The 13,342-nt window shown below is 60.8% G+C and carries 11 protein-coding genes; 1 reads left to right on the plus strand and 10 read right to left on the minus strand.

The annotated features are described in order from the left end of the window. Nucleotides 1–126: 126 nt before the first annotated feature. The 7 genes from tadA to treP form a co-directional block, all read right to left on the minus strand. Nucleotides 127–624: a tRNA adenosine(34) deaminase TadA gene (tadA, locus tag PMA3_RS24095; protein WP_064679539.1), complete on the minus strand. Its 498-nt coding sequence runs from the start codon at nt 622–624 to the stop codon at nt 127–129. After that, nucleotides 624–2,000, minus strand: coding sequence for a multicopper oxidase family protein (locus PMA3_RS24100; protein WP_064679540.1), 1,377 nt, complete (start codon nt 1,998–2,000; stop codon nt 624–626). Before PMA3_RS24100 ends, tadA begins: the two co-directional genes overlap by 1 nt. Before the next feature lie 220 nt (nt 2,001–2,220). After that, on the minus strand, nt 2,221–2,511 hold the full coding sequence (locus PMA3_RS24105; protein WP_064679541.1) for a PTS sugar transporter subunit IIB: 291 nt from the start codon (nt 2,509–2,511) through the stop codon (nt 2,221–2,223). Nucleotides 2,512–2,513: 2 nt separating this feature from the next. Then, a complete protein-coding gene (gene ptsP / locus PMA3_RS24110) occupies nt 2,514–5,042 on the minus strand; it encodes a phosphoenolpyruvate--protein phosphotransferase (RefSeq protein WP_064680795.1) in 2,529 nt (842 codons plus the stop codon). A 56-nt stretch (nt 5,043–5,098) separates the two neighbouring features. Further along, nucleotides 5,099–6,322 (minus strand): maltoporin, encoded by a 1,224-nt coding sequence (locus tag PMA3_RS24115; RefSeq protein WP_064680796.1) that lies wholly within the window; start codon nt 6,320–6,322, stop codon nt 5,099–5,101. A 107-nt stretch (nt 6,323–6,429) separates the two neighbouring features. Then, nucleotides 6,430–8,076 carry an alpha,alpha-phosphotrehalase gene (gene treC / locus PMA3_RS24120; RefSeq protein WP_064679542.1) on the minus strand — a complete coding sequence of 549 codons (1,647 nt, stop codon included), beginning with the start codon at nt 8,074–8,076 and terminating at the stop codon, nt 6,430–6,432. A gap of 130 nt (nt 8,077–8,206) precedes the next feature. After that, complete coding sequence (gene treP / locus PMA3_RS24125) at nt 8,207–9,649, minus strand: PTS system trehalose-specific EIIBC component (protein ID WP_064679543.1); 1,443 nt, start codon at nt 9,647–9,649, stop codon at nt 8,207–8,209. Between the two features lie 239 nt (nt 9,650–9,888). On the opposite strand from treP, the gene treR reads away from it, so the two are divergent. Then, nucleotides 9,889–10,593: a trehalose operon repressor gene (gene treR / locus PMA3_RS24130; protein WP_064679544.1), complete on the plus strand. Its 705-nt coding sequence runs from the start codon at nt 9,889–9,891 to the stop codon at nt 10,591–10,593. Between the two features lie 10 nt (nt 10,594–10,603). Here treR and PMA3_RS24135 read toward each other — a convergent pair whose 3' ends face one another. The 3 genes from PMA3_RS24135 to guaA form a co-directional block, all read right to left on the minus strand. Next, nucleotides 10,604–11,122, minus strand: coding sequence for a helix-turn-helix transcriptional regulator (locus PMA3_RS24135; protein WP_064679545.1), 519 nt, complete (start codon nt 11,120–11,122; stop codon nt 10,604–10,606). Nucleotides 11,123–11,126: 4 nt separating this feature from the next. Beyond that, a complete protein-coding gene (locus PMA3_RS33275; RefSeq protein WP_082930408.1) occupies nt 11,127–11,405 on the minus strand; it encodes a hypothetical protein in 279 nt (92 codons plus the stop codon). 307 nt (nt 11,406–11,712) lie between these two features. Continuing rightward, nucleotides 11,713–13,290, minus strand: coding sequence for a glutamine-hydrolyzing GMP synthase (gene guaA, locus PMA3_RS24140; RefSeq protein ID WP_064679546.1), 1,578 nt, complete (start codon nt 13,288–13,290; stop codon nt 11,713–11,715). Between the last annotated feature and the right edge of the window lie 52 nt (nt 13,291–13,342).

Raw genomic sequence — 13,342 nt, forward strand, 5'->3', positions numbered from 1 at the left:
AGCACCCCAGACACTGAAAAACCCTGTGGGAGCGAGCTTGCTCGCGATGGCGTCCCGTCAGTCAACGATGATGTTGAATGCCAGTCCGCTATCGCGAGCAAGCTCGCTCCCACAAGGGTTTGGTGTTCAGTCTGCGGGTTTTGCGCGGCGGGCCTTGAAGAACTCGCTTAGGGCCGCCCCACACTCCTCCGCCAACACCCCGCCTTCAAACAGCACCCGATGATTCAAAAACCCTTGGGTAAAAAACTGCCCCTGGCTCTGCACAATCCCCGCCTTGGGCTCCAGCGCGCCATACACCACCCGCGCGATCCGCGAATGCACGATCAACCCGGCGCACATGCTGCACGGTTCAAGCGTCACGTAGAGCGTGCTGCCCGGTAAACGGTAATTGCTCGCGGCCTGGGCGGCGGCGCGGATCGCGACCATCTCGGCGTGGGCGCTGGGATCGTTGCCGCTGATCGGGCAGTTGAAGCCGCGACCGATGATCTTGCCGTCCTGCACCAGCACCGCGCCCACCGGCACTTCGCCCAGCGCTGCGCCTTGGGCGGCGAGCGCCAGGGCTTCACGCATGAAATCACGATCACGGCTGCGATCGATGATCGCCACGGGACGAATCTGCCGCATCACGCCACCTCGATAGCGGCCATGAGGCCGGTTTCCATGTGGTCGATCACATGGCAATGGAACATCCACACCCCCGGATTATCCGCCACCAGCGCCACCTGGGCGCGTTCGTTCTTGCCCAGCAGGTAGGTGTCGGTGAAGTACGGAATCACCTTGTGCCGGTTCGAAGCGATCACTTTGAAACTCATGCCGTGCAGATGAATCGGGTGCTGGTACTGAGTCATGTTCTTCAATTCGAAAATGTAGCTCTTGCCCTTTTCGAGCTTGGCGATCGGGCGGTCGGCGCAGGTCTTGTCCGTAATGTCCCAGGCCTTGCCGTTGATCTGCCACAGGCTCGGCGGCCGGCCATTGTCGACGTTCACCGATACCGAGCCCACCCATTCGAAATTGAAGTTGAGTTTCTCCGCATTGGCCAGGTCCGGCTCGGCCACCGGGTTGGCGGGCAGCGCCGGTGGCCATGCGGTCGGTGCATCGGTGTTCGCCACCGAACGCAAGGTGCCCAGGCGTACCGGGCCGTTGCGCAGGGACAGTTCTTCACCGGCTGGCGGCGCCTTGATCGCCAGGCAAATGCGCATGCCGGGGCCAAGCCAGTATTCCTTGCCCAGTGGCCGCGGCTCGATGGGGTTGCCGTCCAGCGCGTAGATCTGCGCTTCAACCCCAGGGATGTTGAGGCGGTAAGTCAGGGTGTTATCGAGATTGAGCAGACGCACACGGGTGATCTGCCCGGCGGGCAAGTCGATCACCGCTTGCGACACGCCATTGATCGTCGACAGACGCCCCGCCGTACCGCCGCGGGCCGCTTCGCGAGGAATGCTGAACGCGACGAACGCGCCCGCTTCATCGACGTGCCAGCTCTTGAGGCTCAAGGTCTTCTCGTACTTGAAACCGGTGGGCTCGCGCTCTTCGACGATCAGCGGACCGACCAGCCCGCGACCCAGTTCTTCGCTGCTGTTCACATGCGGGTGATACCAGTAGCTGCCGGCGTCGGGCACGCGGAATTTGTAGTCGAAGTATTCCCCCGGCAACACTGGCAGCTGCGACACGTAGGGCACGCCGTCCATTTCCAGCGGCAGGCGGATGCCGTGCCAGTGGATGGTGGTCGCGACCGGCAGGTGGTTGATGAAACGCACCCGCAGCCATTCACCCTGACGCACGCGCAACTCGGTGCCCGGCGCCGACGGGCCGAACGCCCAGGCTTGGGTTGTGTGCCCGGCCACCAGTTCGACGTCCAGCGGTGCCGCGATCAGCTCATAGTCATGACCCGCGTCGGCGTCGGCCATTTTGCCCAGCCAGTACCGCGACGCGCCCCCCGCTCCGACGCCTACGACAACAAGACCGGCCAGGCCACCGAGGATTTGGCGACGGGTAAAGGACATGAACTCAACTACCTCACGTATCAGCGACAGGCGCGGGGCCTGTAAAAGGCGAATACGATACACCTGCGGATGAGAAACAGTAAGGGTGGCGCGGCGGTTGGTCACATCACGTCATGGCAGATGCCCGGTGGGAGCGAGCTTGCTCAGGGCGGCGTTCCGAGGATGGCGTCTTCGGGAACACCAAAAGCATCGCGAGCAAGCTCGCTCCTACAGGAATACCTTATGCTTGCAGGCCGGTGATCAGATGCACGACACCGCCGTCCAACGTCATCACCCCCGGTATCCCCGCCGCCGTCAAAGCCTGCCGATCCACCCGCGCCACATCCCGCAACTCCACCCGAACCCGGGTCAGCGCCACGGCCTTCTGCGACTTGAGGTTATCCACACCGCCCAGCGCCGCCACGATGTTTGCGGCCAACCCGGCAACCGATTGCGGTATCACCTTGGGCTCGTCCACCACCAGATCCGGGGTCAACGCCTTCCAGAACGCCCGCTGCATTTTCTCGAACATGTTCAGTTCTCCAGAACCAGTGAAGTATCGACCGTTGCCTCGTGGTACAACCGCAGCGCCTCGCGCACCTGCTGGGCGCTCTCCAGGCCCAGCACCTGCTGGGCGATGGCCTGGCAGTCCACCAGGTCCACTTCGCGAACCGCGGCCTTGATCGCCGGAATCAACGGCACGCTCACCGACAGTTCGTCCACCCCAAGGCCCAGCAACAACGGCACCGCCAGTGTCTCGGAAGCCATGGCCCCACACACGCCGACCCATTTGCCGTGGGCATGGGCGGCCTTGACGGTGCTGGCGATCAGGCGCAGCACCGACGGATGGAAGCTATCGGCCTGAGCGGCCAGCCGTGGGTGATCGCGGTCCATGGCCAGCGTGTATTGGGTCAGATCGTTGGTACCGATCGAGAAGAAATCCACCTCCGGCGCAAACAGGTCGGCCATCAGCGCCGCAGCCGGTACCTCGATCATGATCCCCAGCTTCGGCAGTTCAGCGAGCCCCAATGCCATCGCCTCTTCCTCAAGCAGCTGCCGGGCCAGTCGCAGCTCCGACAGCTGCGTGACCATCGGCAGCATGATGTGCAGTTGCGCCAGCCCTGCGCAGGCAAGGATGGCCTTGAACTGATCGCGCAACAGTTGCGGACGCTCCAGACACAAGCGAATGCCACGCATGCCGAGGAACGGGTTGGTTTCGGCGTCCATCGGTACGTAGGCCAGAGGTTTGTCGCCGCCAACATCCAGGGTGCGCACTACCAGGCTGCGAGTGGGTCCCAGGGCACGCGCGATGGCGCTGTAGGTGGAGGCCTGTTCTTCATGGCTCGGCGCGTGGTTGCGATCCAGATACAGAAACTCCGAACGCAACAGACCGACGCCCTCGCCGCCCAGGGACATGGCCTGCTCGGCCTCGCCCAGCGAGGCGATGTTGGCCGTGACTTCGACGTGATGACCATCTCGGGTGCAGGCGGCCAGCGTTGCGTGCGCCAGGACATGCTGATGGCGTTGCTCCTGGCGCTGGCGATCGACCCGCAGTTGCTCGATGGCGGCCAGTTCCGGGTCCAGGTGCAGTTCGCCCTTGTCGGCGTCGAGCAACACCAGGCTGCCGTTCCTCAGCGAGAGTACCTGGATGGGCAAGCCGCAGATCGCCGGCAAACCGGCAGCCCGTGCCAGAATCGCGACGTGACTGGTGGCACCACCACCGACCGTGGCAAAACCCAGGACCTTGCGGGTATCGAGCCCGGCGGTCTGGGATGGCGTCAGTTGATCGGCGATCAGAATCGCCCCTTCGGGCAGCTCGATCGCTTGATCCTGCACGCCAAGGATCAGCTTCAGCACCCGCTGGCCGACATCCGCCAGGTCCGCCGCCCGCTCGGCCAGCAACGCACTGCCCAGACCTTTGAACAAGGCTGCCGTCGCCTCGGTCGCGGCGCGCCAGGCAAACGCCGCGCTCTTGCCTTCGCTGATCAGCACATTGGCCTGATCCAGCAGGCTCGGGTCTTCGAGCAATTCCTGATGGGCCTTGAAGATCTCTACCTGGGCATCCCCGGTAGCCTTGTCACGCAAAAGCTGCAAAGCCAGATCCGCTTGGGCCAAGGCACGCGAGAGTTGCTCGCGCTCAACCTGCGCCCCTCTGCCGGGCTCGCTCACCTCAAGCCGCTGTTCAGCGATCTGCACCACCTGACCAAAGGCCGACCCCGGTGACGCACACACGCCGCGCAACACCTTCGAGGATGAAGGCTCCAGCGCCTCGACTTGCGCCGACACCGACACTGTTTCCCCACAGCCAGAGGTCAGCAATTTCTCCAGCGTATCGATCGCCTTTTCAGCATCCTGGCCCGCCGCGCTGACTTGCACGGTGTCGCCAAAAGCCGTCTGCAACGCCATGATTGCCACCAGGGATTTGGCGTTGGCGCTCTCCTGCTGTTTATGCAGATAAATGCTCGCCGAAAAACCTTTGGCAGCCTGGGCGAACACTGCGGCGGGACGGGCATGCAAGCCATTTGGATTGGCCAGCGTCACGGTCCTGGAGAACAGCGCCTCGCCCTCTTCCGGTGCCGGCTCATCGGCTATCTGCTCGACGCAATGCAAGCTCAGCAGCGGCTGGCCCCCGTCCACCATGCCGGTTTCAGGCGATAACCACGCAAAGGGCTCACCGCTGACCACCAGCATCAAGGTCAACAGACTACGGGCGTGCAAGGCGATGTAATCGGCATCGAATTCGATCAGCGCCTGCCCTGCCTCAACCCGCTGGCCTTCCTCCACCAACCGGGTAAAACCCTTGCCGGCCAGGTTCACCGTGTCGAGCCCGATGTGCATCAACACCTGCACGCCATTGTCGTCGGTGATGCTGATGGCATGCCCACTGGCCTGGACATTGCTGATCACCCCGGCCAGCGGCGCACTAAGGGTTTGCGAGGTTGGGTCGATGCACAGGCCGTCGCCGATCACCCGGGTCGAGAATACCGGGTCCGGTACCTGATCCAGTGGCATCAGCACGCCGGACAAAGGTGCCAGCAGTTGTAATAGTTGGGGTGTAGCCATGACGTCACCTGCTGTTTGTTCTTTATAAAAGACTGGCGGTTGCGGGTAGGCGGCCTTCAGTTCCACCAGTATTCGACCTGCAATCCCACATTCGCACCGTGTCGCGCCGTGCCAAAGGCGCCGGTGTCCGACAAGGCCGACCCCTTCGCCAGCTCATTGGCTGCCCGTTTGGCCGCCTGGTTCCAGCTGGCATAGGTGTAATACAGCCGCACTTCGGGCCGCGCCCAGAATTCCGGCCCCTTGGGCGACCAGGTCGGGGCGAAGGTGAACTTGCTCAGCTTGCGCGTGCCGCCCATGGCGTCCACCTGATCGTGTCCCAACTCGGTGACCAGTTTGAACTGCTCGGTGAGCGCGTAGGCCGGACGAACACCCACGGACATCCAGTTCTGATCCCTGCCATCCGGACGCACATCTTTCTGGTAAACGGCCTGGACCTGGCCGCCAAACCGCGGCGTCACTTGCCAGTCGAAGAACTCCACGACCCGGTAGCTTTTGTTGCTGTCATCGAGCTGTACGTTACCGGTATAGCCCAACCCGGTGCCGGGGCCTTCGCCGTACTGGAAGGCCAGTTTGTTCTTGCCGCCCAGAAAACCTTGCTGCACATGCTGGGTGGCGATGGCCCAGCCACGGTGTGCGTCGCGACTGTCGGGTTTGTCGATGTAGCTCAGGCCGAACTCCAGTTCACCGCCGGGGTTGGTGTCGAAGCCGGCGACATTGAAATCGTGACGGTTGATGTAGTCCTTCTGGTACAGGTTGTCTTTGCGCGAGAAGGCGTAACTGTATTTCAGGTCGCCGATCAACACGTCCTCGATCCCGCCGCCGGTGGCGCTCTGGTTCCAGTAGTAGAAGTCGGAAATATGAATATCGTTCCGCTTGTAATAACGCCGACCGGCCCATAGCGAACCGCCGTTCAGGCTGGGCAGATTCGACCATTGCGCGTACAGCTGCGGCAGGCGCACCGAACCGTTATCGCCCTTGAATGTCAGGCGGCGATCGTACTTGTTATACAGCGAGGCCATGCCGTCGACGCTGAGCACCGACCCGTCGTCCAGGGTGAACAGATCCTGACGCAACTCCAATTCTCCATATTGCTCACATTCGTTACCCAATCGATATTTCGTTTGTGCACCCGGCAACTGGAAACACGATTGGGAACTGCTGTTAACCGAAGTACCAACGCCGCTGCGCAAGTAACCGCCGAACTCCAGCGCCTGGGCTGAAAGAGGCAATGCCAGGCATACGCACGCCAGCGCAAGACTGCGATTTATTATTGTTTTCAAGAGCCACCCCATTATTTTTATTGTGTGCAGCCACAAAAACGGCGCGCAAAAATCCCCCGCGCAGCGTTCTGCGTGTTTTTTAAAACCGGTGTTTTTTTAGCGGTCGGTCAGTCGGTCAGGTGTAAAACCAGCGACTCATAAGGCCGCAAAGAGACCTGCCGGTTTCGCGGCGGACAGTCCGGGTAGTTGCTGATGACCAGACGCTGGGCCATCGCCTCGCTGATCACTTCATCCGGCAGCAGGACTTCGCAGGACGTGCCGTAGAAGTTGTTCAGCACCAGTAAACGCTCGCCCTGGCCTTCACGCAGATACACCCAAAGTTGCGGATGTTCCGGTAACAATTGCCGGTAGATGCCATCGGATATCAGCGCTTCGGTGCGACGCAAGGCGATCAGCCGACGGTAGTGATGCAGCACGGAATCGGGGTCATCGAGTTGGCTGGCGACGTTGATCTGTGCCGAGTTGGCCGGCACGCCGATCCAGGGCTCGGCCGCACTGAAGCCTGCGTTCGGCTCGGCGTTCCAGTGCATCGGCGTACGGCCGTTGTCCCGGGACTTCTGCATGATCGCCGCCATGTTGTCGGCGTCACTGGCACCCGCCTCACGCTTGAGCCGGAAGATATTCAGCGTCTCGACATCACGGTACTGATCGATGTGATCGAAGCCCGGATTGGTCATGCCCAGCTCTTCGCCCTGGTACACGAATGGCGTGCCCTGGAGGAAATGCAGCGCGGTGCCGAGCATCTTCGCCGACATCACCCGATATTCGCCGTCATGGCCAAAACGCGAGACCACCCGTGGCTGGTCGTGGTTACACCAGAACAGCGCATTCCAGCCACCGCCGGCCTGCATGCCGGTCTGCCAGTCAGAGAGGATGCGCTTGAGTTCGAGGAAGTCGTAGTCGGCGCGAATCCACTTCTGCAGGTTCGGGTAATCGACCTTCAGGTGATGAAAGTTGAAGGTCATCGACAGTTCTTTCGACTCCGGCCGCGAGTAACGAATGCAGTGTTCCAGGCTGGTGGACGACATCTCGCCGACGTTGATCAGGTCATGGCCCTCGAACACTTCGCGGTGCATTTGCTGCAGGTATTCATGGACGTTCGGGCCGTCGGTATAGAAGCGTCGACCATCGCTGTCGTCGTCGGGGAAGTCCGCCGGTTTCGAGATCAGGTTGATCACGTCCAGGCGGAATCCGCCGACGCCCTTGTCCCGCCAGAAACGCATCATCTTGAAGACTTCGGCGCGCACCTGGGGGTTGTCCCAGTTCAGGTCGGCCTGGGTGTGATCGAATAGGTGCAGGAAGTACTGACCGGTCTGGGCCTCGTACTCCCAGGCCGAACCGCCGAACTTGGATTCCCAGTTGTTCGGCTGGTCGCGCCAGATATAGAAGTCACGGTACGGGTTGTCGAGGCTGCTGCGGGCCTGCTGGAACCAGCTGTGTTCGATGGAGGTGTGGTTGACCACGATATCGAGCATCAGCTTGATCCCGCGCTTGCCGGCCTCGGCGATCAGCAACTCGCAGTCGGCCATGGTCCCGTAGCTCGGATCGATGGCGTAGTAATCACTGATGTCGTAACCGTTGTCGCGCTGGGGCGAACGCAGGAACGGGGTGATCCACAGGCAATCGACGCCCAGCCAGCGCAGGTAGTCGAGCTTGGCCACGACACCGAGCAAATCACCCGTGGGGTTGCCGGCGTGGCTGTGGAAGCTTTTCGGGTAGATCTGGTAGATCACCGAACGTTGCCAGTCTTGCATGGGGCTATTCCTTCAGTAAGTTTTGTATCGGCCTTGGGGCCTCTTCGCGAGCAGGCTCGCTCCCACAGGTGATCGCATTCCCATGTGGGAGCGAGCTTGCTCCGGGCGGCGATCCGACGATTGCGATCTATCAGGCGACGCGATAGCCAGGTCGGACAATCTTCATGCTCAACCCACAGGTCAAAACAAACGGTACGACCATGGCAATCACCATCCCGATCACGAACACCGGAATGAACTGCGGAATGATCGAGATGAAACCCGGTAACCCGCCAACGCCGATCGCCGAGGCCTGGACCTTGTTCAGCGACAGGAAGATGCTTCCCAGGGCCGAGCCGATCAGCGCGGCATAAAACGGGAACTTGTAGCGCAGGTTGACCCCGAACATGGCCGGTTCGGTAATGCCGAAGTAAGCGGAAATCGCCGAGGTCGAGGCCATGCTCTTGTCCCGCACATTACGGGTCATGTAGAACACCGCCAGTGCCGCGCTGCCCTGGGCGAGGTTGGACATGACGATCATCGGCCAGATGAACGTGCCGCCCTGGGTGGAGATCAGCTGCAAGTCGACCGCGAGAAACATGTGATGCATGCCGGTGATCACCAGCGGCGCATAGAGCAGACCGAAGATCGCGCCACCAACCATCGGCGCCAGGTCGAACAGCATGACCACCCCTTCGGTGATGAGGATGCCCAGGTGTCGCGTCACCGGGCCGATAACAGCCAGCGCCAGCACACCGGTGACGACGATGGTGGTGATCGGCACCACCAGCAATTGCACCGCGTTCGGCACCCGCGCCCGCAGCCATTTCTCGATGACGCTCATGACGTAGGCGGCCAGCAGGATCGGCAGGATCTGCCCCTGATAGCCGACCTTCTCGATCTGGAACAATCCGAGGATGTCGAAGTACGGCAGGCTCTGCCCTTCCAGCCCGGCCACCGCCTTGCCGTAGTTCCAGGCGTTGAGCAGGTCTGGATGCACCAGCATCAGGCCGAGCACGATGCCGAGGATTTCGCTGCCGCCAAACCGCTTCGCCGCCGACCAGCCCACCAGCGCCGGCAGGAACACGAACGAGGTGTTGGCCATCAGGTTGATCAGGCTCCATAGCCCGTCAAGTTTCGGGTAGGCGTCCAGCAGGGTCTGACCCTCGATGAACATGCCCCTGGCGCCGATCAGGTTGTTGATGCCCATCAGCAGGCCGGCAATGATCAGCGCCGGCAGGATCGGCATGAACACATCGGAAAACACCCGAACCAACCGTTGCATGGCGTTGATCTTGTCGGCGCTTTTCTGTTTGACGTCGGCGATGGTCGAGGCTGCGAGACCAGTTTGACGGCGCAATTCGGCGTAGACCTTTTCCACCTCGCCGGGACCGATGACCACCTGGAACAGCCCCCCGGTAAAGAACGACCCCTTGACCAGGTCAATCCGGTTCAGCGTGGCGCTGTTGACCAGGCTCGGGTCCTTGAGGGCCAGGCGCAGCCGTGTGACACAGTGCGCGGCCTGCTCGAGGTTGTCGCTGCCACCGAGGCTGTGCAGCAGCTCGGTGACGATGTTCGGATAGTCGTGGCTCATGCTTGATCTTCCGCTGTAGTTTTTTGTTATTGGCAGCACGCCGAGATGAAAAGTACTCGTCTGTACGAGTTAAAGCAACAACTCGTACAGACGAGTTTCAATTTGTTTAAAATCCCCCAAGCCTACAGACCATGAAATTTCCTACGCCCGAAAGGGATGAAATCCAAACCCGCATGGACAATTCCCTACCCTACCCTTAAGGTTCAAACCCTTGAGCATTGCGGCACAGAGCCATCCCCATGAGTAAATACAACCAGATCTACAGCGATCTGCTTGCCAGTATCACCACCGAACGCCTGGAACGCGGCGCCCGCTTGCCTTCCGAAACCGAATTGATGGACAGCTACCAGGCCAGTCGCGGCACCGTGCGCAAGGCCATCGAACAACTTCAGGAGCGCGGTTTCGCCCAGAAGGTCCACGGCAAAGGCACCTTCGTGCTGTCGACCAACCCGATCGAATTTCAGCTCGGGGGCATCGTCAGCTTCCAGGAGACCTACCCGCGGCTGGGCAACGACGTCAGTACCGAGGTGGTGGAATTCACGCAGTTCCCTCTTGAAGGTACTCTGCTGGAACACATCCAGGCTGAAGAAGGCAGCCTGATCACCCGGATCAAACGCGTGCGGCGGATCGACGGCAAACGGGTGATCCTCGACATCAACCATTTCGTCAGCGACGTGATCCCCGGCCTGTCCCGCGACATCGCCGAGCACTCGATCTACGCCTTCATCGAGCAGACCCTGCAACTGCAAATCGCCTATGCCCAGCGCACCATCGAAGCGGTGCCGCGGAGCAAGGATGACCAGCAACACCTGGACCTGGATGGCCAGAGTCATGTGATCGTGGTCAGCAACCAGACGTTTTTGCAGGATGGCAGGCAGTTCGAGTACACCGAATCGCGGCATACCCTGGACAAGTTCTACTTTTCGGATGTGGCACGGCGCTGAGAGGGTGACCTCAAACCAGGGCCTGCCACTCGGCGCCCAGGGCGACGACCCGGCGCGATTCCTTGACGAGATTGACGCTTTGCGCGATACGGGCGACCTCGATGACCGGTTGCTCAAGGTTGTAGCCGCCCTTGGCATCCAGCCAGCTCAGTACCTCAGCCAGGTGCCAGACCGAGGCCTTGCCCTCATGCACGGCCAACGGGAAGCTGCTGCCGTGAGTGAGCATCAGTTTGCGCATGTTCTGTCGCGAAACGCCGACGATGTCGGCAATGTCCGTCAGACCGACGAAGTCCGGCGCTACCTCCACCAGACGCGCGTCAGGAATGATGCGCTTGATGTCCATCAGCGCGCTCAACAGCGCCGCCTCGGCAGTCGCGGCCTCGCGGGTAAACTCCAACGCCAGTCGGCCGGGTAAACCGACACCGACCAACGCGTCATCGCATCCTTCGGTGTATAGGCGTTCGACCAATACGTCAGGATCGCTATCGCCCTGGGCGAGTTGATATTTGAGGGTGAAAATGTAGTCCATTGAATTACTCCTTGAGCCGAGGTGCCGACTTCCCGTCAATCACCTGCTGCGTCGTACAGTTATCGACCACTCGCCGTAGTGCCCTCGCGTGGTTGAAAGGATTCCTCGGCGTGCTGCACACACTGGTGATACAGAATTCGCCACAGCGACAAAGGTCATGCCTGAAAGGGCAGTAGATCTTTCCCCAGGCGTGACTGCCGCCAACTTCTATCCGCCAGCCTCGTTCTTCGGCGTGACGCAGGGCCATTTCGATTTCTTTTTTCGGGTGAGATGCACGAGCCATCCATAGCCTCCAGTCTCCGCAGTATTTCAATGGTTGTCAACTGACAACCTTGAACAAAAAATCCACCTGCCTTCCTCGGACGGCAACGGCAGTCCGGACAGGCCAGGAAGATTGTCCCGAAGAGAGTACAGACGAGGCTGCGAATAGGGATGACGCATGTCTTTCAGGGCATTGCCAAGGTATTTTCTGCTTACACATAACCGAGTCTAGTGCCTGATTTTTGCCTGACCGACAAAACAAAACCCCGGCCTGAGCCGGGGTTTTGTGTGTCGGTTAACGACCTGTTTGCCAGGGCGTCAGCGCGGGATCACTCCCACTCAATGGTCGCTGGCGGCTTGCTCGACACGTCATAAGTGACGCGGGAGATGCCTTCGATTTCATTGATGATCCGGCCGGAAACAGTTTCCAGCAGTTCGTAAGGCAGGTGTGCCCAACGCGCGGTCATGAAGTCGATGGTTTCCACGGCACGCAGGGCCACGACCCAGGCGTAACGACGGCCGTCGCCGACCACGCCAACCGATTTCACCGGCTGGAACACCACGAAGGCCTGGCTGACCTTGTGGTACCAGTCGGCCTTGCGCAGTTCTTCGATGAAGATGTGGTCGGCGCGACGCAACAGGTCGGCGTATTCCTTTTTCACTTCACCGAGGATCCGCACGCCCAAGCCCGGGCCTGGGAACGGGTGACGGTAGACCATGTCGTACGGCAGGCCGAGTTCCAGGCCCAGACGACGGACTTCGTCCTTGAACAGCTCGCGCAGGGGTTCAACCAGCTTGAGGTTCATTTCTTCCGGCAGGCCACCCACGTTGTGGTGCGACTTGATCACGTGGGCCTTGCCGCTTTTGGCGCCAGCCGACTCGATCACGTCCGGGTAGATGGTGCCCTGGGCGAGGTACTTGATGTTGTCCAGTTTGTTGGACTGGGCATCGAACACGTCGATGAAGGTACGGCCGATGATCTTGCGCTTCTTCTCCGGGTCGGACTCGCCGGCCAGGTTGTTCAGGAACTGGTCTTCGGCGTTGGCACGGATCACCTTGACGCCCATGTTCTCGGCGAACATGGCCATCACTTGCTCGCCTTCGTGCAGTCGCAGCAGGCCGTTGTCGACAAAGACGCAGGTCAACTGGTCGCCGATGGCTTTGTGCAGCAGTGCGGCGACCACCGAGGAGTCAACGCCACCGGACAGGCCGAGCAAGACGTTGTCGGTGCCCACTTGGGCGCGAATATTGGCGATGGCGTCTTCAGCGATCTTCGACGGCGTCCACAGCGCTTCACAGCCGCAGATATCGAGGATGAAGCGCGACAGGATGCGACCGCCCTGCTTGGTGTGGGTCACTTCCGGGTGGAACTGCACGCCGTAATAGCCGCGGGCATCGTTGAACATGCCGGCAATCGGGCAGCTCGGGGTGCTGGCCAGGATGTGGAAGTCTTCCGGCATCTTGGTGACCTTGTCACCGTGACTCATCCACACGTCGAGGCCGAACAGGCCGTCGGCGTCGATGTGGTCTTCGATGCCGTCGAGCAGGCGGCTCTTGCCGACCACGTCGACACGGGCGTAACCGAACTCACGCAATTCGGAACCTTCGACCTTGCCACCCAGCTGTTCAGCCATGGTCTGCATGCCGTAGCAGATACCGAAGACCGGTACGCCCAGGTCAAACACCGCTTGCGGGCAGCGCGGGCTGTCGGCGACGTGCACGGACTCGGGGCCGCCGGCGAGAATGACGCCTTTGGGAGCGAATTCGCGAATCGCTTCGTCATCCATATCGAACGGATGCAGTTCGCAGTACACGCCGATTTCACGCACGCGGCGAGCGATCAGCTGGGTGTACTGGGAACCGAAGTCGAGGATCAGGATGCGGTGGGCGTGAATGTCGAGGGCCATGATTCAGTCTCGTCTAGAAATTCAGAAACAGTCGTGATTCAGAAACAACTCG

Source organism: Pseudomonas silesiensis, assembly GCF_001661075.1.
GTDB lineage: Bacteria > Pseudomonadota > Gammaproteobacteria > Pseudomonadales > Pseudomonadaceae > Aquipseudomonas > Aquipseudomonas silesiensis.

Bases quoted from the DNA above. Each gene is read 5' to 3' on its own strand.
- tadA (WP_064679539.1), bottom strand. From the start codon at position 624: ATGCGGCAGATTCGTCCCGTGGCGATCATCGATCGCAGCCGTGATCGT.
- PMA3_RS24100 (WP_064679540.1), bottom strand. From the start codon at position 2,000: ATGTCCTTTACCCGTCGCCAAATCCTCGGTGGCCTGGCCGGTCTTGTT.
- PMA3_RS24105 (WP_064679541.1), bottom strand. From the start codon at position 2,511: ATGTTCGAGAAAATGCAGCGGGCGTTCTGGAAGGCGTTGACCCCGGAT.
- ptsP (WP_064680795.1), bottom strand. From the start codon at position 5,042: ATGGCTACACCCCAACTATTACAACTGCTGGCACCTTTGTCCGGCGTG.
- treC (WP_064679542.1), bottom strand. From the start codon at position 8,076: ATGCAAGACTGGCAACGTTCGGTGATCTACCAGATCTACCCGAAAAGC.
- treP (WP_064679543.1), bottom strand. From the start codon at position 9,649: ATGAGCCACGACTATCCGAACATCGTCACCGAGCTGCTGCACAGCCTC.
- treR (WP_064679544.1), top strand. From the start codon at position 9,889: ATGAGTAAATACAACCAGATCTACAGCGATCTGCTTGCCAGTATCACC.
- PMA3_RS24135 (WP_064679545.1), bottom strand. From the start codon at position 11,122: ATGGACTACATTTTCACCCTCAAATATCAACTCGCCCAGGGCGATAGC.
- PMA3_RS33275 (WP_082930408.1), bottom strand. From the start codon at position 11,405: ATGGCTCGTGCATCTCACCCGAAAAAAGAAATCGAAATGGCCCTGCGT.
- guaA (WP_064679546.1), bottom strand. From the start codon at position 13,290: ATGGCCCTCGACATTCACGCCCACCGCATCCTGATCCTCGACTTCGGT.